Raw genomic sequence first — 18,375 nt, 5'->3', positions numbered from 1 at the left:
GTCGGCCTGCCGCTGGTTGATGAGCGGGCCGATGACGGTGGTGGCGTCGTGGGGGTCGCCGACGGGCAGTGAGCGGACCTTCGCGACGTACCGTTCGGTGAACTCCGCGTACACGTCCCCGTGGACCAGCACGCGGTTCGCCGACATACAGATCTGGCCCTGGTGGGTGAACCGGCTGAAGACCGCGGCGTCCACGGCGAGGTCAAGATCGGCGTCGGCGAGCACGATGAACGCGCTGTTGCCGCCGAGTTCGAGGATCGGCTTCTTCAGGTTGCGCCCCGCGACCTCGGCGATGTGCCGGCCGACCTCGGTCGAGCCGGTGAAGGAGATGACCGAGGGCACCGGGTGCTCGACGAACGCGTCCCCGATGGCGGGGATCTCCGCCACGACGACATTGATCAGACCGGGCGGAACTCCTGCTTCCTCGAAGATCTTTCCGAGCAGGGTGCCGCCGGTGATGGGCGAATCCTCATGCGGTTTCAGTACGACGCCGTTGCCGGCGCCCAGCGCCGGCGCGACCGACTTGGCGGAGAGGAAGAACGGGAAGTTGAAGGGGCTGATGACCCCGACCACGCCGACCGGCCTTCGGTAGAGCCGGTTCTCGGTGTCGGGGATGGTGGAGGGCAGGATCTGCCCGTCCATGCGCAGCGGGAAGGTGCCTGCCTCCCTGATGATGTCGAGGACGAGCCCGATCTCGAAGGCCGCCTTCAGCCTGGTGCCGCCGAGCTCGTCGAGGATGATCTCCGTGATGTCCTCGGTGTGAGACTCGACGTAGCGGGCCGCGGCCTCGAATATCGCCCGTTTGGCGAACGGGTTGACCGCTTCCCACTCCGCCTGCGCCCGCTCGGCCGCGCGGTAGGCGGCGTCCACGTCGTTCTTGTCCGCCAGCGCGAAGACGGCGACCTGCGAGCCGTCGTACGGATTCCGGTCGACCAGCTCCTTGCCCAGGGAGCCGGCGCGCCAGGTGCCGTCGATCAATTGCTGGTCGAGCGTCCTGAAATCCATGACGGGTCTCCATTCCCGTAGTACGGCGGGGGCCGTGGAACATTGTGGTGAGGCGCAGCACACTCCCACATGGGTCGTGGTGTCCGGCGCCCTGAGGGGCGTCTGCGGCCGAGCGCCTGCCGGGCGACACCGTAACTGACCAATCGATCAGTAAGACATCCATTGACACGGATCCGCGCCGCTTCTCATACTGAACCGCGAGTCAGTAGTGATCCGCCGGCCCGTCCCTCGGCCTACCGGTCCGCCACCCACACATCCGTCCCGGGCTTTGCCGCTCCCGTCCCTTTCTGGAGGCCTCGTGTCAGACCTGCCCACCGAGCTCGTCGCGCTCACGACCGAGCAGCGCGACATCATCGACCTCGCCGCGGCGTTCGCCCGGGACGAGATCCGCCCGCGGGCCCGCGAGGTCGACGAGGCCGACGTACACACGCCGTGGGATCTGTGGCGCAAGGCCGCACAGGTCGGCATCACAGGATTCATGCTGCCCGAGGAGTACGGCGGTGGTGGCTGCACCGACGTCTTCACCCAGTGCCTGGTCCAGGAGGAGTTGTGCGTCGGCGACCTCGGCATCGGCAACCTCCTGTGCTCCAACGGCTTCTTCGCCGACCCCGTCCTTGAACTCGGCACCGAACAGCAGAAGCACGACTGGCTCGCCCCGCTCGCGGGCCCCGACTCGCCCATGACGGCGCTGGCCACCACCGAACCCGGCGCCGGCTCGGACGCGGCCTCGATCACCACGACCGCGCGCCGCACGAAGGACGGTTACGTCCTGAACGGGCAGAAGGCGTGGATCTCGAACGCCGGTGAGGCGCGGCAGTACGTCGTGTTCGCCAAGACGGACCCGGAACAGCGCTCACGCGGCGTCACAGCGTTTCTGCTCCGCAAGGACACCGAAGGTGTCGCCTTCGGCGAGCCCATGCGGAAGATGGGCCAGCGCGCCATCGTGTGCCGCGAGGTCTTCCTCTCCGACGTCCTCGTCCCCGAGACACAGCGGCTCGGCGACGAAGGCCAGGGATTCACCGGCCTCATGCGGACGTTCGACATCTCCCGTACGGTCCTGGGCGCCGCGGCCACCGGGGTGGCGCGCGCCGCGTACGAGTACGCGCGTGACTACGCCCGTGACCGCGAGCAGTTCGGCAAGCCGATCATCGAGCACCAGGCTGTGGCCTTCCGCCTCGCCGACATGCGCACCCGCATCGAGCAGGCACGCCTCATGACATGGCGGGCCGCCCGCCGCCTCGACCTGGGACTCGACGCCCGGGCCGAGGCCGCCATGGCCAAGCTCACCGCATCCGAAACCGCCGCCTACTGCACCTGGGCCGCCGTACAGACGCTGGGCGGGTGGGGTTATTCGCGCGAGCATCCGGTCGAACAGTGGACGCGTGACGCCAGGCTCGAAGAGATCGAGGAAGGCACCTCCGACATCATGCGCCTGGTCATCTCGAGGTCCCTGTGACCGGCGCACGGCCGGGCGCGGAGCACGTCCAGGAGCAGGTCCGGCAGCACGTTCCGGACCAGGCCTCGCAGTACGCCCCGCAGCACGTCCCGGGGCCGATCACCGGCGGGGAGTCGCTCGTACGCGCGCTGGCGGCGCACGGTGTGACCCATGTCTTCGGCATCCCCGGCACCCACAACCTCGAGATCTACCGGCACCTTGGCGCCCACGGCATCGACCACACCGCCCCGCGCCACGAACAGGGAGCGGGTTACGCGGCTGACGCCTACTCACGCGCCAGTGGCACCCCCGGCGTCGCCCTCACCACGACAGGACCCGGGCTGCTGAACATCGCGGCCGCCGTGGGCCAGGCGTACTCCGACAGCGTGCCCCTGCTGGTGCTCTCGCCGGGCATGCCGTCGAACCATCCCGTCCAGTCCACCGGTCTGCTGCACGAGACGCGGAGTCAGACCGGCGCGCTCTCCCATGTCGCCGGCTTCAGCCACCGGGTCTCCTCCGTCGAGGAGATCGAGATCGCCGTCGCCCGCGCGTTCACGTACTTCCGGACGGGCCGGCCCCGCCCCGCCCACATCGAGGTCCCCCTCGACCTGCTGGAAGCCGCGTACCGTCCCGGCGCACCGCGCCGAGCACCCACCGTCGCGCCGCATGCGGCAGACAGCTCCGCGATCGAACGGGCGGTACGCGCGCTCGCCGCCGCCGAGCGGCCCGGGATCGTCCTGGGCGGCGGAGCGCTCGCCGCCTCCGGCGACTGCCTCGCCCTGGCCGAACGGCTGGCCGCGCCGGTGGTGACAACGGCCAACGGCAAAGGCGTCGTTGACGAACATCACCCGCTGTCGCTCGGGGTCTCCCTGCACAGCCCCGCCGTCCAGGAGTGGCTGGCCGACCGGGACGTGCTGTTCGCCGTCGGTACGGAACTGGCCGAGTCGGACTTCTGGAGCGCTCCGCCCGCGCCGCGCGGCCGGCTCGTACGGCTCGACATCGACCCGGCGCAGATGTACACCGGGATACCCGCGGACGTCTCCCTGGTGGGTGACGCCCGCGCCACCCTGCCCCTGCTGGTGGGAGCGCTGCCGGGGGCCCCGTCCGGGCGGACGGAGGAGAGCGCCCGCGCGGTCACGGACCTGAGGGCGAAGCGCGACGCGGAGACCCGTACCCGCGACCTCCGCTGGACGCCCTGGCTCGACGTGATCGGCCGAGTGCTGGCCGACGACGCGATTCTCACCTCCGACAGCGCCCAGTGCTGCTACTACGGCGCCCTGCCGCATCTGCGCACCGGCGCCCGGGGCCGGTTCCTGCACCCCACCGGATTCGGCACCCTCGGATACGCGTTGCCCGCCGCCGTCGGGGCGAAGGTGGCGTTCCCCGCCCGTCAGGTCGTCGCGCTGAGCGGCGACGGAGGACTCCAGTTCTCCGTACAGGAACTCGCCACCGCCGCCCAGTTGGGACTACCGCTGCCCGTCGTGGTGTTCGACAACGGCGGTTACGGCGAGATCCGCGACGAGATGATCGCGCGCGGCGACACACCTCTCGCCGTCGACCACGCACCGGTCGACCTGCCCGCGCTGGCCCGCGCCTACGGCGGGAACGGCGTCAGGGTCTCCCGCGTGGACGAGCTCGCCTCCGTGCTCGTCCGGGCCCTGGACACACCGGCCGTCACTGTCATCACCATCGCCGAGGAGGGCGCATGACCATCAGCAACCCGCCGTTGATCACCCTGACCTGGACCGACCACGTCACCGGCCGACAGGGCCATCTCGTCGTGGACCGCCTGGTGCGCGGTATCTCCAGCGGCGGCCTGCGCATGCGCTCCGGCTGCACGCTGGACGAAGTGGCCGAGCTGGCACGGGGCATGACGATGAAGGAGGCCCTGCACTACAACCCGGTGAGCCGGTACATCCCGCTGGGCGGAGCGAAGGGCGGCATCGACTGCGACCCCGCCGACCCGGAGGCGTACGCCGTTCTGGTGCGTTATCTGCGGGCCGTGCGGCCGTACATCGAATCGTTCTGGACGATGGGGGAGGACCTCGGCCTGACGCAGGACGTGGTGGACAGGGCGGCGGCCGAAGCGGGCCTCGTCTCCTCCATCCAGGCCGTCTACCCCTTGCTGGACGACGAGACGGCCGCCCGGCGGCGGCTCGCCGACGCCTTCGCCATCGAGGTGGGCGGCATCGGACTTGACGCACTCGTGGGCGGCTGCGGCGTCGCGGAGTCGGTGCTCGTCGCTCTCGACCGGGCCGGTGTGGCCCCCGAGGGAGCCAGGGTCTCCCTCCAGGGCCTCGGCACGATGGGCGGCGCGACAGCGCGCTTCCTGACGGAGGCCGGCCTGCGGATCGTCGCGGTCGCCGACGTCAAGGGGACGATCAGCAACGCGGAGGGCCTGGACATCGAGCGCCTGCTGCGGGCCAGGGACGCCTACGGGACGGTCGACCGTACGGCACTTGGGCCCGGCGACGAGGAACTCCCCGGCGACGCCTGGCTGTACGCCGACGTGGAGGTCCTCATCCCGGCCGCCGTCTCCTATGTCATCGACGTCACCAACCAGGAGCGCGTCACGGCGCGTTGGATCGTGGAGGCCGCCAACATGCCGGTGCTGCCGGTGGCCGAGGAGCGGCTGGTGAGCCGGGGCATCACCGTACTGCCGGACGTCGTCGTCAACTCCGGTACGAACGCCTGGTGGTGGTGGACGCTGTTCGGCGACGTCGAGGCGGACGCGGACGCCGCCTTCGCCCATGTCCGGCGCTCCATGCGCACCCTCGTCGAGCAGATGCTCGTACGTGCCGAGGCGGACGGCACGACACCTCGCGACGCGGCACACGCCCTCGTCACCGAACGGCTCCCGGTCATCGCTGAACGGTTCGGGTGGTACCGGTGACGTCATTCCGGGCCGGTACGGGCACAGTGCGCCGGCCGGCGGACGACGGCCTGGGGCCGCTGTTCGACCCGGTGTCGATAGCGGTGGTCGGAGCCTCGGAGAACCCCGCGAAATGGGGTTACTGGCTCGCCTCGGGCGCACTGGCCGGAGCGGGGCGACGCACCGTGCATCTGGTCAACCGACGCGGCGGCGCCCTGTTGGGCGAGCCCTTCCTGCCCGCTCTCGGCGCGCTGCCGGCCGTACCGGAGCACGTCGTGGTCGCCGTACCGCCCGAATATGTCCGGCAGGTGGTGCGTGAGGGACTGGAGCTGGGAAGCCGCTTCTTCACCGTCATCACGGCGGGCGGTACCGACGCGGACGACGAACGCGCGCTGGCCCGCGAGATCACCTCGCGTGGCGGCCGGCTGCTCGGACCCAACTGCATGGGCGTGGTCGACACGACCACTGAACTGCGCCTGAGCTGGGGAGACTTCCCGACGGGCGGGATGGGCCTGGTTTCGCAGAGCGGCAGTCTCGCCCTGGAGATCGGCCGGATGCTCGACCGGGCGGGGGAGGGCTTCTCCCGTGTCGTCTCGCTCGGCAACCAGCGCGACATCGACGCGGCCGACGCGCTGGGGGCGCTCGTCAGACACGAGCAGACGCGTGTGATCGGCGCGTACGTCGAGGATTTCAAGGACGGCCGGCGCCTCGCCGGCGCGCTCGCCGCCGCTCGGGCCGCCGGCAAACCCGTCCTGCTTCTCACGGTGGGGCGCAGCCCCGCATCAGGCCGGGCGGCGGCTTCCCACACCGGCGCTCTGGTCAGCGAGCACGCCACCGTCGCTGCGATGTGCCGGGACACGGGGGCGCTGCTGCTCGACACGGCGGGCGAACTCGTCGACGTCGCCACCTACTTGCTGGCCGGTCACACCCGGCGTACCACCGCTCCGGCGGCGGCCGGGCGGCTCCACCGGATCGCCGTGGTGGGCGACAGCGGTGGACAGGGAGGACTGGCCGCCGACACCCTGACGGCAGCGGGACTGGAGGTGCCGTCCCTGTCCGCGCCGACGGAGCGGGCGGTCGGAGCTCACCTGAACGCCGCCGCCGACTGCGGCAACCCGGTCGACCTGGCGGGATCGGGCGAGGCCGACCTCTCCACGTACGCCCGCGTCTCGGGGGAACTGCTCCGCTCCGGTGATGTGGACGCGGTGCTGCTGACGGGGTACTTCGGTGACTACACGCGGGCCAACCCCGCCCAGCTCGTCGAGGAGAGCGAGGTGGCGCACGCCCTGGCGGACGCGTCCGCCGAGTCGGGAAGACCTCTCGTGGTCCACACCATGGCTCGTGACACGCCCGCGCTCGCCGTGCTCAGACGGCGCGGGATCCCGGTGTACGAGCGCGTCGAGCAGGCGGCCGGCGCACTGGCCCACGCGGCGCGCCTGCTGCGCCCGCCCGAGCCTCTGACACCCGTACCCGCGCCTGCGGGCCGGCCGCTGGTCGACGCCCACTACGCGAGCGCCCGGGAACTCCTCGCCTCGTACGGGGTGACCTTCCCGGTGGCGGAGTTCGTCTCCACGGCGGAAGAGGCGGTGGCCGCCGCCGAGTTGGTGGGCTACCCGCTGGCGCTGAAGGCGATGGGCCTCGCACACAAGACCGAGGCCGGCGGTGTCGCGCTCGGGGTGGCGGAGGAGACCGCCCTGCGCGCCGCTTTCGCCCGGATGGAGAAGGCGACCGGCGCGGTGTCCTTCACCGTCGAAGCGATGGCGACACCCCAGCACGCACACGAACTCATCGTCGGCGTACGCCGCGACGTCTCGTTCGGCCCGGTGGTCATGGTCGGCATGGGGGGTGTGACCGCCGAACTCGTACCGGACACGGTGGTCGCGTTCGCGCCACTGACCACCGAGCACGCCGGGGAACTGCTCCGTGAGCTTCGCCATGCGGCCCTGCTCGGCGGATGGCGTGGAGCGCCGGGCATCCACACCGAGGCCGCCGCCGCGGCGGTCTGCGCGGTGGCGCTGGCCGCCGCCGAACACCCGGAACTCACCGAACTCGAAGTCAATCCACTGCTGGTCCACCCCGGCGGAGCGATCGCTCTGGACGCGCACGGTGTGCTCAGCGCGCAGGACACCGGAGTGGGCTTCTGACCCCCGTGGAACGACAAGACCGGTGGCCGGGCCGCCTGGTAGGGGATTTCCCTGCCGGGCGGTCCGGGCACCGGGCCGTGTCGCTGTCGTGTAAGGACTGTCGTGTAAGGAATGTCGCGCGAGGACTGTCGCGTCAGGCCGAGGGATAGAACGTCACGAAGCTCTTCCGCAGCCGGGTGGGTACCCGCCAGGTGCCGACCCAGCCGGGCGGCGTGTACACACTGGTGCCGACACCCGCCTCGACGGGTTCGCCGCCGTCCTGGCACAGCACGATGGAGCCCTCCAGTACCTGGAAGAACTCGGCACGTTCCCCGATCTCCATCGGCGCCCAGTCACACGGTTCGCAGCGCCAGACCCCGGTCACCGTCCTCCCGTCCTCGCTCTCGGAGAGCACGGTGGTGCCGCATTCGATCCCGGCGCCGTCCCCGTTCGCACCGCCGGGAATCATCTGGACGACCTCACCTGAGGAGTCGGCCGTCAGTCCGTTGAAGATGATCGCCGGTGCGCTGTTCTCTTTGATCTCGGTAGTCATGCTGCCTCTTCCCCGGTCCGTGTCGGTGGTTCACTCCTCCCAGATTCTGTACGATCGCCAAGTTTTTGGCCAGGCCCAAGTTTTTTCGTGGGCATCTTCCGTCCGGTTTGTCGCGAAAGCGGGCTTCGAAAAAAACTTAAGCATTGACAAGAGTCTTAGGGAACTTCACTCTTTTGTGATGCCTGCGGCGCCTTCGGGGAGCCGCTGAACCTCTTCGACGAAGGTGACGACATGACAGCTTCCACGCTGACGGATCCCGAGAGCCCACGGCTGCGACGTTTCATCGACGCCGTCTCGCACGGCGAAGCCGGCGCCGTCGACGGGCTCAGGGCCGATCTCGTGGCGTCGGGGGGCCCACTGATCGAGCAGGCGGAGCGCGGGGGACTGCTGGTCACCTTCGTGTGCGTCGCGGACGCCCGAACCGTCGCGGTGGACTCGCACCTCATGATGAACGAGGCGGGCGAGCGGCAGGGGATGGAACGGGTCCCCGGCACCGACGTGTGGTTCCAGACCCTGTACGTCAAGGACGACCAGCTCTCCGTCACGTACAGGTTCCTCGTCGACAGCTCCATGGCGCTGCTGAGCGTGACGGAGATCGAGGAGATCGCGCAGACACGGGAAGGGCACACGCGGTTCGCTGTCGACCGTCATCTGTCGTCGCGGCCCGACGAGTTCAACCCGGACCGGATCGTGCTCGACGGACGGGTCAGCTTCGCCCACGACCCCGACGTGCTGGCACGCGTGGACGACCCGGACGACCTGCTGCGCTGGGAGTCCGTACTCACCCTGCCCGGATCCCGGCCGGTTTCCCCGCTGTTCGCGCCGACGGACACGGCAGAGGAGTGCCTGGAGACCTGCACCATCAAGTCCGCCGTGTTCGGCGACGAACGGGAGATCACCGTCTACGCGCCGCCCGGCGGCATCCCCGCCGGAGAGCGCGCCTCCCTGCTCGTTGTCCTGGACGGTCCCGGAGCCATCTCGACAGGACTGCCCGCGCTCCTGACCCGGCTCATCGCCCAGGGCGACATCCCACCGACCGTGGCGGCGTTCGTCCACAACAAGAACTCCTGGTCGCGCTCCGAAGAGATGATCTGCAATCCCAAGCTCGTCGACCAGTACGCCGACGAGATACTGCCCTGGCTGCGCGAGCGCTACCAGGTCAGCGACGACCCGGCCCGTACGGTGGTCGGCGGCGGCAGTTACGGCGGTCTCGGATCGGCCTGGCTCGCCTACAACCGGCCGGACCTGTTCGGCAACGTGCTGTCCCTGTCGGGCTCCCACTGGTGGGGGATGCGGACCTCCTTCGGCGCCGCCGAGGACTCCACGGTGTACGGGCGGGACGACGAACCCGAGTGGCTCACCCGCCAGTTCTCCACCGCCCCCCGCAAGCCCGTCAGGTTCTGGATCGGCGTGGGAACGCTGGAGAACCAGCACCTGCCCGGCGGGATCACACTGCTGTCCGCCAACCGCAATCTGCGATCGGTGCTGCTGGCCCGCGACTACGAGGTGCGCTACCACGAGTTCCACGGCGGCCACGACCGCGCGGGCTGGCGCTCGGCCTTCGTCGACGGTCTGCCGGCCCTGCTGAACAGGCGATGAGGGGTCCCGCGGTCCCGGCCCCCGGCGGAGCACCCCGCGGGGCACCCCGGGACGCGGCGAGTCTCATGGACGGGCTGCGGGCCGACCTCGTACGGCTGGCCGCGATCCCCTCCGTGGCGTTCCCCGGCTTCCCCGCCGAACCGGTCCTGGAGGCCTGCGACATGGTCGCCGGCCTGCTGGAGGACGCGGGGGCCGGGCCGGTGCGACGGCTGGAGGTCCCCGGCGCGCCGCCCGTCCTTCTCGCCGATGTGCCGCCACCCGTGCCGGGCGCGCCGACGGTACTGTTCTACGCCCACTACGACGTGCAGCCGCCGGGTGACACCGAACGGTGGGACTCGCCGCCCTTCGAGCCCGTGTCGTACATGACGGAACACGGCGAGGCCCTCAGGGCGCGGGGAATCGCCGACGACAAGGCCAACATCATCGCTGTCATCGGGATGCTCCGGGCCTACGGCGGACGGCCCCCGGTCGGGGTGAAGGTCGTCTTCGAGGGCCAGGAGGAGTACGGCGGCGAGTTCGAGAACCATCCGGCCCGGTTCCCCGAGGAGTTCGCGTGCGACGCCTTGGTCGTCGCCGACGTCGGCAACGTACGGCCGGGGGCACCGACCCTCACCACCGGCCTGCGCGGGGCCGCGGACGTGGTCGTCGACGTACGCACACTCGACGGCCCCGTGCACAGCGGCGTGTTCGGCGGCGCCGCTCCCGACGCGCTCCTCGTCCTGCTCGGGGCGCTGTCCACGCTGCACACCGCGGAGGGCGACGTAGCGGTCCGGGGGCTGCGCCGGGAGCCCTGGACCGGCGCCCAACAGCACACCGACGAGTTCCGGGGGCTGGCCGGTGTCCGCGCCGGCACACCGCTGATGGGCACCGGCACGCTCGGGGAGCGGCTCTGGAGCGGCCCGGCGATCACCGTCGTCGGACTGGACGCCCCCAGTGTCGACCACGGGGCGTCCGCCGTCGTGCCCCACGCCCGGGCCCGTATCGCCCTGCGCTTCCACCCGGAGCAGGACCCTGTCGAAGCGCAGGCCGCTCTGGCCGAACACCTGCGAGGACAGCGTCCGTTCGGCGTCCCGCTGACGGTCACCCCGGGCAACACCAGCCCCGGCTACCTGGCCGCCACCGGGGGACCCGCCCATCGCGCGGCCCGGGCAGCGCTCGGGGAGGCATGGGGCGCGGACGTCTCGTCCGTGGCCACCGGAGGGACGGTCCCCGTCGTGCACGCGCTCTCCCGGGCCGCACCCGACGCCGAGGTGCTGCTGTTCGGTGCCCAGGACGCACTGGCCAACGCGCACGCACCCAACGAGCGGGTACTGCTGTCCGAACTGAACCGAACCGTCAGGGCGTTGTGCGGCTTCGTGCAGCGCTACGGCGCACACCGCGCCGGGCCCGCGGTGCGGTGCTCCCGGTCCGGTGTGCCCATCACCGGGGAAAACCAAAAGACTTAAGTCTTGACAAGAGTCTTGTGCCACTACATTCTCTTGGGAACCCAAGTACGTGACGGTGGCCAAGGAGGAAAACGTGGTGCTTCCGGCGGTCCCGCAGGATGCGGGAAAGAGTAGTGGTACCGCTCCGGGACTGCGGGAGCGCAAGCGGGAGAGGACACGGCAAGCGATCCTGGACGCGGCCTGGCTGCTGTTCACCCGGGACGGCGTGTCCAACACATCGATCCGCAGCGTCGCCGAGCTCGCCGAGGTCTCCGACGTCACCCTCTACAGCTACTTCAACACCCGGGCACAGCTCATCGACACACTGATGTCACGCCACGCCAGCATGGAGCGGACGGTGACAGCACTCGCCGAGCGGCCGGCGGACGAAGGGCCCGTCGAAGCGCTCCGCGGTATCGGAGAGTACCAACGCGACCTCAGCAAAGCCGAGTTCGCCCGGCAGGTGAAGATCCTCCGCCTGATCAACGGTGACCCGGTCCTCCGGGGCGCCTACCGGCAGAACCAGACCCACTACATCCGTACACTCATCGACGCGCTGCTGCCCCGGGCCGAGGCCGTCGGCATGCCGGCGAGCGACCTGGAACTGCTGTGTTTCGCCTACCAGGGAGCGATCGACCACCTCTCCGACGACGACTCGGTCCTCACCGGCCCGGGCGCCTGGGCGGACGCCACCGAACACGCCCTGAACCTCCTCGACAAAGGATGGGGGCGCCGTAGCCGATGATCTGGGTCGAACCTCCCGACGGCATACGGCGCTCGCTGTACCTCGGGAGCTCCGAACGCCGCAAGCCCCACGCGGTACTGCGCCGCATGCTCGACGCCCTGCCCGAGGACATGCCCCCGATGGGCGCGGGCGATCCGGTCGACACACTCCAACAACGCGTCGCGGCCCTCCTCGGCAAAGAGGCGGCACTGCTGCTGCCCACCGGGAAGATGGCCCAGCAGATCGCTCTCCGGATCAACGCCGACCGAAGCGGGATCCGGACCTTCGCGGCCCACCCCACCTGCCACCTCGTCAACTGGGAACTCGACGGCTACGCGCACGTCCACAACCTGGACTTCCAGCCGCTGGGCAACGACCGCGAACTCTTCACCGCGGCACACATCCGCGCCGTCCCGGTACCGGTGAGCACCGTCGTATGGGAGCTGCCGCAACGGGAGATCGGCGGACTGCTGCCCGACTGGGACACCCTCGCCGAGCAGCTCCGCACCGCACGCGACCTCGGCGCCAGGACCCATCTGGACGGCGCGCGCCTGTGGGAGGCCCAGACCGGCTACGACCAGTCGGCGGCCGACATCGCCGGTGTCTTCGACAGTGTGTATGTCTCCCTCTACAAAACACTGGAGGCCCCCAGGGGCGCTGTGCTGCTCGGCGACCGGTCGTTCGTCACCGAGGCGTCCCGGTGGGCCGTCCGGCTCGGCGGCGAGTCGGCGGGCAACTGGCCACTCGGCGCCGCCGGACTGCTGGCGCTCGACGACATCGTGCCCCGGATGAGCACCTACCGTGACCACGCGCTGCGCATGGCTGAGGCCATCAACGCGACGGAGTCGGCCCGTACCGTCCCTGACGTGCCGCGGACGCCCTACTTCCAGGTGGAGCTGCCCGTCGGGCCCGAATCGGCGGCGTCCGCTCACACCGAACTGTGCGAGGAAACCGGTCTGGAAGTGTTCCGGACCCTGCGTACCCGCGACGAACCCGACACCTGTGCCTTCGAGATCTCGATCACGGAGGCCTCCTCAGACATCGCACCGGCCGATGTCGCGGCATTCCTGACCGAACTCGTACAGCGGGCCCGGCAGATGGACGCCGCCGCGTAATCTCCGCGCCGTCCCCTCGTGAGGACGGTGCGCGAGCACCGAGCCCGGAACACCGGCCGGCAGGCGTAACCACCGATGACGGCCGTGACAGGCGACGGCCGCATCCTCCCCCGGAGCGGGGGCCTCTGGCCGACCTCTCCCGGTAGTAAGGACCGATGGCATGGTGAAAGCCGCCCACACACTCAAACGCGCGAGGCACACGCGTACAGCCGTCGCAGCGGCCACGGCCTCCGCGCTCCTGCTCGCCGGCTGCGCAGCGCGGACCGGCGCCCCCTCCGCCTCCCGCGCCTACGCGGAGGGCGGGACTTTCCAGCTCGCGGTCCCCTCCGACGTGCCTTCCTTCGACCCGTACGCGAGCAACGCGGGCTCCACCCGCATGCTGTTCCTCGCCTACCTCGCCTACGACTCGCTGGTCAGCCAGGCCGACGACGGATCGTTCCAGTCCGGCCTCGCCGACACCTGGCACACCGCGCCCACGCGTACCACTTTCACCCTCCACCAGGGGGTCACCTGCTCGGACGGTACGAAACTGACCGCACGCCAGGTGGCGTACGACCTCAACTACGTCGGCAACCCCAAGAACCTCACCCCCTACTACGGGCAGTACACCCCCAATGTCCCCTACACCGCCACCGGGAACGACACGGCGAACACGGTGACGGTCACCACCAGGACACCCTTCGCCTTCACACTGGAAACACTCGGCAACATCCCGATCGTGTGCGGCAAGGGCATGGCACACCGGGGGCTCCTGACCTCGGGCAGCGACGGCACCGGACCTTTCGTGGTCGATCACGCGGACCAGACGAGCTACACACTCAAGGTCCGCGAGGGCTACTCCTGGGGCCCGAAGGGCGCATCAACCTCCGCACCCGGCACCCCGGCCACCCTCGTGGTCAACGAGGTACCCAACTTCACCACCGCGGCCTCGCAGGTGCTCGCCGGCCAGCTCGACGCGGCCCAGGTCACCGGCTCCGACGCCCAACGGCTCAAGGCCGCCGGCGTCGCACACGCGGACGTTCCGTACCAGAAGAGCGCCCTCACCTTCAACGAACGTTCCAACCGCGTCACCTCCGACGTACGGGTACGCAAAGCCCTCGTCCAGGCACTGAACTTCGACTCGATCGCGAAAGTGGTGGGCGGATCGGTCACCGACAGGCCCCGCGGTCTGCGCGCCGGAACCCCACTCACCTGCGACGGAGCGAACGCCAAGGCCGCGTTCCCGCCGTACAGCCCCAAGAAGGCCGGCGAACTGCTCGACAGCGCGGGCTGGATCAAGGGCTCCGACGGCATCCGGCGGCGCGACGGCAAGCCGCTCAACGTGACCGTCTACTACCCCACCGAGGATCCGGGCGTCGAACTGATCCAGGCGTTCTGGAAGAACATCGGTGTGGAGACCACACTGCACGTGGCGACGGCGCAGGAGGCCGAAGCCATGTACAGCCAGGGTACCGGCAACTTCGACATCTCCTACGGCGGTTACGTCCTCCCTCTCCCCATCGCCCTGGCTCCCTACATCTCCGGGGCGGCGCCCCCGGCGGGACTGAACTTCGCGCACATCGAGAACCCCGACTACGACCGGTTCGAGAAGCAGGCGTCGCGGACGGCGGGTGACGCGTCCTGCGCACTCTGGGCCAAGGCCGAGCAATCCCTCATGAACCGGGCGGACTTCGTGCCGCTGTCGAACGCCAAGACGCGGTTGTTCACCAGCAGCGACGCCAAGGCCGAGATCAACAGCTTCCGTATCCCCATCCCCACCAGCCTGAGGTTGTACAAGTGAGCGCGAGCATCACAGATCCTCTGACGCCGGCGGACGCGACCCGGCCCACGCTGTTGTCGGAGCTCCTGCACAACAGGTGGCTGCGGATGGCCGGACGGCGTATCGCCTGGCTGATCGGCTCTCTCTGGATTCTGATCACCGCCGGATTCTTCATGATCCATCTCGTCCCCGGCGACCCGGTCCGACAGGCGCTCGGCAGGAACGCGCCCGCCGCCATGGTCGAAGAACGACGCCATCAACTCGGCCTCGACCAGTCGACGTTCACCCAGTACCTGCACTATCTGGCGAACCTTCCCCGCGGCCACATGGGCACCTCCCTCTTCACCGGCCAACCGGTGGCGGACGCCATCGGATCGCAGATAAAGGTGTCCCTGTCGCTCGCCCTGTGGTCCTTCCTGGTTGTCGTGGTCGTCGCCGTCCCGGTGGGTGTGGTGGCGGCGGCCCTGACCCGCGGCGGACGCCGCCGCCGGGTCGAACTCGGCTTCACCTCGACAGGGATCATCGTCGCCACACTGCCCTCGTTCATCCTCGCCGAGGTGCTCACCTACGTGTTCTCCGTCCACCTGGGCTGGTTCCCCATCGCGGGCAGGAGCGGCCCGGCCTCGTACATCCTGCCGGTCATCTCCCTGGCGGCCGGACCCGCCGCCATCCTCACCCGGGTGGTACGCGTCGAGATGCTCGCCGTGCTGGACCGCGACTACATACGTACGGCGCGCTCGAAGCGGCTACCGCTCTGGCGTATCTACCTGCGCGAGGCCCTGCCCAACGCGCTGACCGCCACCCTGACCGTGGCCGGCCTGATGCTCACCGGTCTGGTCGCCGGAACCGTCCTGGTGGAGAACGTCTTCTCCTGGCCCGGTCTCGGCACGGACATGGTCACCTCGATCCGCCAGAAGGACTACCCGCTCGTCCAGGGCATCATCATCGTCTACGGCACGGGAGTCGTCGTCATCAATCTGCTGGTCGACCTCGTCCTGGGGGCGATCGATCCACGATCCACGCTGAGCAGCGGAGCATCGAAATGACTCACCCGCAATCGCCTGCCTGGACGCGGGCCGCACGTACTCCCGTCGGCATCGCGGCGCTCGCCCTCATCGCACTCGTTGTGATCGTCGCCCTGATCGGCCCGCTCGTCTGGGGCGACGCCGCCGGACGTATCGACGTCGACGCGCTCAACGAGACAGCCACCTGGCACCACCCGCTGGGCACCGACGCTCTCGGCCGCGACATCCTGCTGCGCGTCCTCGTCGCGACCAGGCTCTCCCTCGAACTCGCCCTGCTCGCAACGGCCATCGGGTTCGCGCTCGGTGTGGTCCTCGGGACCGCCCGCATCCTGTTCGGCACCTACGTCGGACGGATCTCCGACACCGTGGTGAACGTGGCCAACGCGTTCCCCAGCCTGCTGATGATCCTCTTCTTCGCGGCCGTTTTCGGTGTGACCACCAGCGGCGCGGTGTTCGCCCTCGCGCTCTCCTCGGCGCCGACCTTCGCGCGGCTGACCCGCACACTCACCGCCTCGGTCGAGCGTCAGGACTACGTCTCGGCCGCCCGTATATCGGGAGCCGGCCGGATCAAGATCCTGGTGCGGCACATCCTGCCGAACGTCGCCGAACCCATGATCCTCAATGCGACGATGTCCGCCGGTTCGGCACTCCTCACCTTCGGCGGACTGTCCTTCCTGGGCATCGGCATCCAGCCCCCGTCCTACGACTTCGGCCGCCTGCTCAACGACGGCATGGCGCAGTTCTACACCAACCCGCTGGCCGTCCTCGGGCCCGCGCTCGCGGTGGTGGTGGCCGGCCTCGGCTTCAGCCTTCTCGGCGAGGCAGCCACCTACTCGGTGAGCGGCCGGAGCACGGATGTGGCGGTCGACAGGGCGCCGGTCACCTCGGCGGTGCCCGTCGACAGCGCGGGCGCGGTGGCGCCGTACGCCCCGGGGTCCGTGCTCTCCGTGGACGACCTGGAAGTCTCGTTCGGCCGCGGAGGCGGCGCTCTGACCCCCGTACGCGGTGTCAGCCTCCGCATGAACAAGGGCGACAAGGTCGGTGTCGTCGGCGAATCCGGATCGGGCAAGTCGCTGACCGCCCTCGCGGTGGCGCAGCTCATAGAGGAACCCGGCCGCGTCATGGCCGGCCGACTGGAATTCCAGGGCCAGGACCTGGGCTCCATGGACGAGCGCGACAGACGGACCCTGCTGGGAACGTCGCTCTCCGTCGTCTTCCAGAACACCATGTCCTCGTTCAATCCCATCCGCCGGCTCGGCTGGCAACTCGCGGACGGCGCCCGTCACCACCACCATCTGGGGCGCGAGGAGGCCTTCGGCCGGGCGAAGGACCGGCTGACCACCGTGGGCATCCCCGACGCACACCGCAAAGCACACCAGTACCCGCACCAGTTCTCCGGCGGTATGCGGCAGCGCGCCATGATCGCGATGGGGGTCATGGGTACGCCGAGCCTGATCATCGCTGATGAGCCGACCACCGCGCTCGACGCGACGACTCAGAGCCGAGTCCTGCGCCTTCTCAAGGGCATCGTCGACGACGACCGGGCGTCACTCCTGCTCATCTCGCACGACATCACGGTGATCAAGAACAGTTGTGAACGTGTCCTGGTGATGTACGCGGGCCGCGTGGTCGAAGAACTCCCCACCACCGGCATCGAACGCGGGGCACGCCACCCGTACACACTCGCGCTGCTGTCCGCCGTACCCACTCTCGACACCGACCGCGACGAGCCGTTGACGGTCATCCCGGGCCGTGCCCCCAGGCCGGGCGAAGTCACGGCCGGCTGTCCCTTCGCCGCCCGCTGCGGATCGGCTACCGGCCGATGTCACAGCGAGGAACCCCCACTGCTTCCGCTGACCGAGGGCCACCGGGCCGCCTGCTGGCACCCGGCGCCCGGCGACGGCACAACGTACCCACCCCGGAGCGAGGAGCAGCCGATGCACGGCGGACCCGTGACCACCGCCGACGCCGGCAGAGGGGTGAGCGGAGAATGAGCGCTCTGGAATTCCGCTCCGTCTCGGTACGGTACGGCGACGCCGTCGTCGTCGACTCGATCGACCTCGTCGTACCCCACGGAAAGATCGTCGGCCTGGTCGGCGAGTCCGGCTCCGGCAAGTCCAGCCTCGCCCAAGCCGCTGTCGGCATGGTGCCGCTCGCCGGCGGAAGCATCTTCCTGGACGGTGTCGAGACCCGCAAACGGAAACGCTTCGGATCGCTGCAGATGGTCTTCCAGGATCCGTTCGGGTCGCTGGACCCCCGGATGCGCATCGGCCGGAGCATCTCCGAGGCCATCCCCAAGGAACCGGGAACCGGAGCAGCGGCTCGCCGCGGCGAGGTGGAACGCCTCCTGGAGCTGGTCGGCATCGATCCGGAACTCTCCGGTGTGCTGCCTTCCCAGATGTCGGGCGGACAGTTGCAACGCGTCGGCATCGCACGGGCCCTCGCCTCGAAACCCGACGTGATCATCGCGGACGAGATCACCTCGGCGCTCGACGCCTCGATACAGGGCGCCGTGCTCAACCTCCTCAGAGAACTGCAGAGAAGCCTCGGACTGAGCATGCTCTTCATCTCCCACAACATGGCTGTGGTCCGTTACGTCAGTGACATCGTGGCCGTCATGCACGAAGGCGCCATCGTCGAGCAGGGCCCCGCCGACCGGCTCCTGGACCACGCGACCCACCCCTACACCCGCGAACTGCTCGCCGCGGCGAGGCTCGAACTCTGACGTACTCGCCGGTGGC

General features: G+C 69.7%; 14 protein-coding genes. 12 read left to right on the top strand and 2 right to left on the bottom strand.

Annotation, left to right across the window (positions count from 1 at the left end):
- The coding region (locus QR77_RS43030; RefSeq protein ID WP_040027033.1) for an aldehyde dehydrogenase family protein at window positions 1–1,005 on the bottom strand (1,005 nt) is incomplete at its 3' end.
- A 298-nt stretch (window positions 1,006–1,303) separates the two neighbouring features.
- Here QR77_RS43030 and QR77_RS00770 point away from each other — a divergent pair.
- Genes QR77_RS00770 through QR77_RS00755 form a run of 4 tightly spaced genes read left to right on the top strand, consistent with a single transcriptional unit; the run spans window position 1,304 to window position 7,456 of the window.
- Window positions 1,304–2,461, top strand: coding sequence for an acyl-CoA dehydrogenase family protein (locus QR77_RS00770; RefSeq protein ID WP_107068875.1), 1,158 nt, complete (start codon window positions 1,304–1,306; stop codon window positions 2,459–2,461).
- Window positions 2,458–4,149: a 5-guanidino-2-oxopentanoate decarboxylase gene (locus QR77_RS00765; RefSeq protein ID WP_078876406.1), complete on the top strand. Its 1,692-nt coding sequence runs from the start codon at window positions 2,458–2,460 to the stop codon at window positions 4,147–4,149. The genes QR77_RS00770 and QR77_RS00765 overlap by 4 nt, the downstream gene beginning before the upstream one ends.
- Window positions 4,146–5,333, top strand: coding sequence for a glutamate dehydrogenase (locus QR77_RS00760; RefSeq protein ID WP_040019188.1), 1,188 nt, complete (start codon window positions 4,146–4,148; stop codon window positions 5,331–5,333). The genes QR77_RS00765 and QR77_RS00760 overlap by 4 nt, the downstream gene beginning before the upstream one ends.
- Window positions 5,330–7,456, top strand: coding sequence for an acetate--CoA ligase family protein (locus QR77_RS00755; protein ID WP_236710486.1), 2,127 nt, complete (start codon window positions 5,330–5,332; stop codon window positions 7,454–7,456). Before QR77_RS00760 ends, QR77_RS00755 begins: the two co-directional genes overlap by 4 nt.
- Window positions 7,457–7,589: 133 nt before the next feature.
- On the opposite strand, the gene QR77_RS41975 is transcribed toward QR77_RS00755, so the two are convergent.
- Window positions 7,590–7,988 carry a cupin domain-containing protein gene (locus QR77_RS41975; RefSeq protein WP_052488424.1) on the bottom strand — a complete coding sequence of 133 codons (399 nt, stop codon included), beginning with the start codon at window positions 7,986–7,988 and terminating at the stop codon, window positions 7,590–7,592.
- 231 nt (window positions 7,989–8,219) lie between these two features.
- On the opposite strand from QR77_RS41975, the gene QR77_RS00745 reads away from it, so the two are divergent.
- The 8 genes from QR77_RS00745 (at window position 8,220) to QR77_RS00710 (ending at window position 18,359) form a co-directional block, all read left to right on the top strand.
- The gene (locus QR77_RS00745; protein ID WP_040019186.1) at window positions 8,220–9,587 is read left to right on the top strand and encodes an alpha/beta hydrolase-fold protein; all 1,368 of its coding nucleotides are present in this window, start codon (window positions 8,220–8,222) and stop codon (window positions 9,585–9,587) included.
- A 65-nt stretch (window positions 9,588–9,652) separates the two neighbouring features.
- A complete protein-coding gene (locus QR77_RS00740) occupies window positions 9,653–11,032 on the top strand; it encodes a M20/M25/M40 family metallo-hydrolase (RefSeq protein WP_052488423.1) in 1,380 nt (459 codons plus the stop codon).
- A 73-nt stretch (window positions 11,033–11,105) separates the two neighbouring features.
- Window positions 11,106–11,756, top strand: coding sequence for a TetR/AcrR family transcriptional regulator (locus QR77_RS41970; RefSeq protein WP_052488422.1), 651 nt, complete (start codon window positions 11,106–11,108; stop codon window positions 11,754–11,756).
- Window positions 11,753–12,850, top strand: coding sequence for a beta-eliminating lyase-related protein (locus QR77_RS00730; RefSeq protein WP_040019185.1), 1,098 nt, complete (start codon window positions 11,753–11,755; stop codon window positions 12,848–12,850). The genes QR77_RS41970 and QR77_RS00730 overlap by 4 nt, the downstream gene beginning before the upstream one ends.
- A gap of 160 nt (window positions 12,851–13,010) precedes the next feature.
- Entirely contained in the window at window positions 13,011–14,630 is a 1,620-nt protein-coding gene (locus tag QR77_RS00725) for an ABC transporter substrate-binding protein (protein WP_040019184.1), read from the top strand.
- Window positions 14,627–15,655 (top strand): ABC transporter permease, encoded by a 1,029-nt coding sequence (locus QR77_RS00720; RefSeq protein WP_236710484.1) that lies wholly within the window; start codon window positions 14,627–14,629, stop codon window positions 15,653–15,655. Before QR77_RS00725 ends, QR77_RS00720 begins: the two co-directional genes overlap by 4 nt.
- Window positions 15,652–17,628, top strand: coding sequence for a dipeptide/oligopeptide/nickel ABC transporter permease/ATP-binding protein (locus tag QR77_RS00715; protein WP_063797976.1), 1,977 nt, complete (start codon window positions 15,652–15,654; stop codon window positions 17,626–17,628). The genes QR77_RS00720 and QR77_RS00715 overlap by 4 nt, the downstream gene beginning before the upstream one ends.
- Window positions 17,625–18,359, top strand: a complete 735-nt coding sequence (locus QR77_RS00710; protein ID WP_040019183.1) for an ABC transporter ATP-binding protein — start codon at window positions 17,625–17,627, stop codon at window positions 18,357–18,359. Before QR77_RS00715 ends, QR77_RS00710 begins: the two co-directional genes overlap by 4 nt.
- Window positions 18,360–18,375: the final 16 nt, after the last annotated feature.

The organism is Streptomyces sp. 150FB, from assembly GCF_000818195.1.
Lineage (GTDB): Bacteria > Actinomycetota > Actinomycetes > Streptomycetales > Streptomycetaceae > Streptomyces.
Note: the sequence above shows the minus strand (reverse complement) of the source record. Positions and strands in the feature narration are given on the sequence as shown.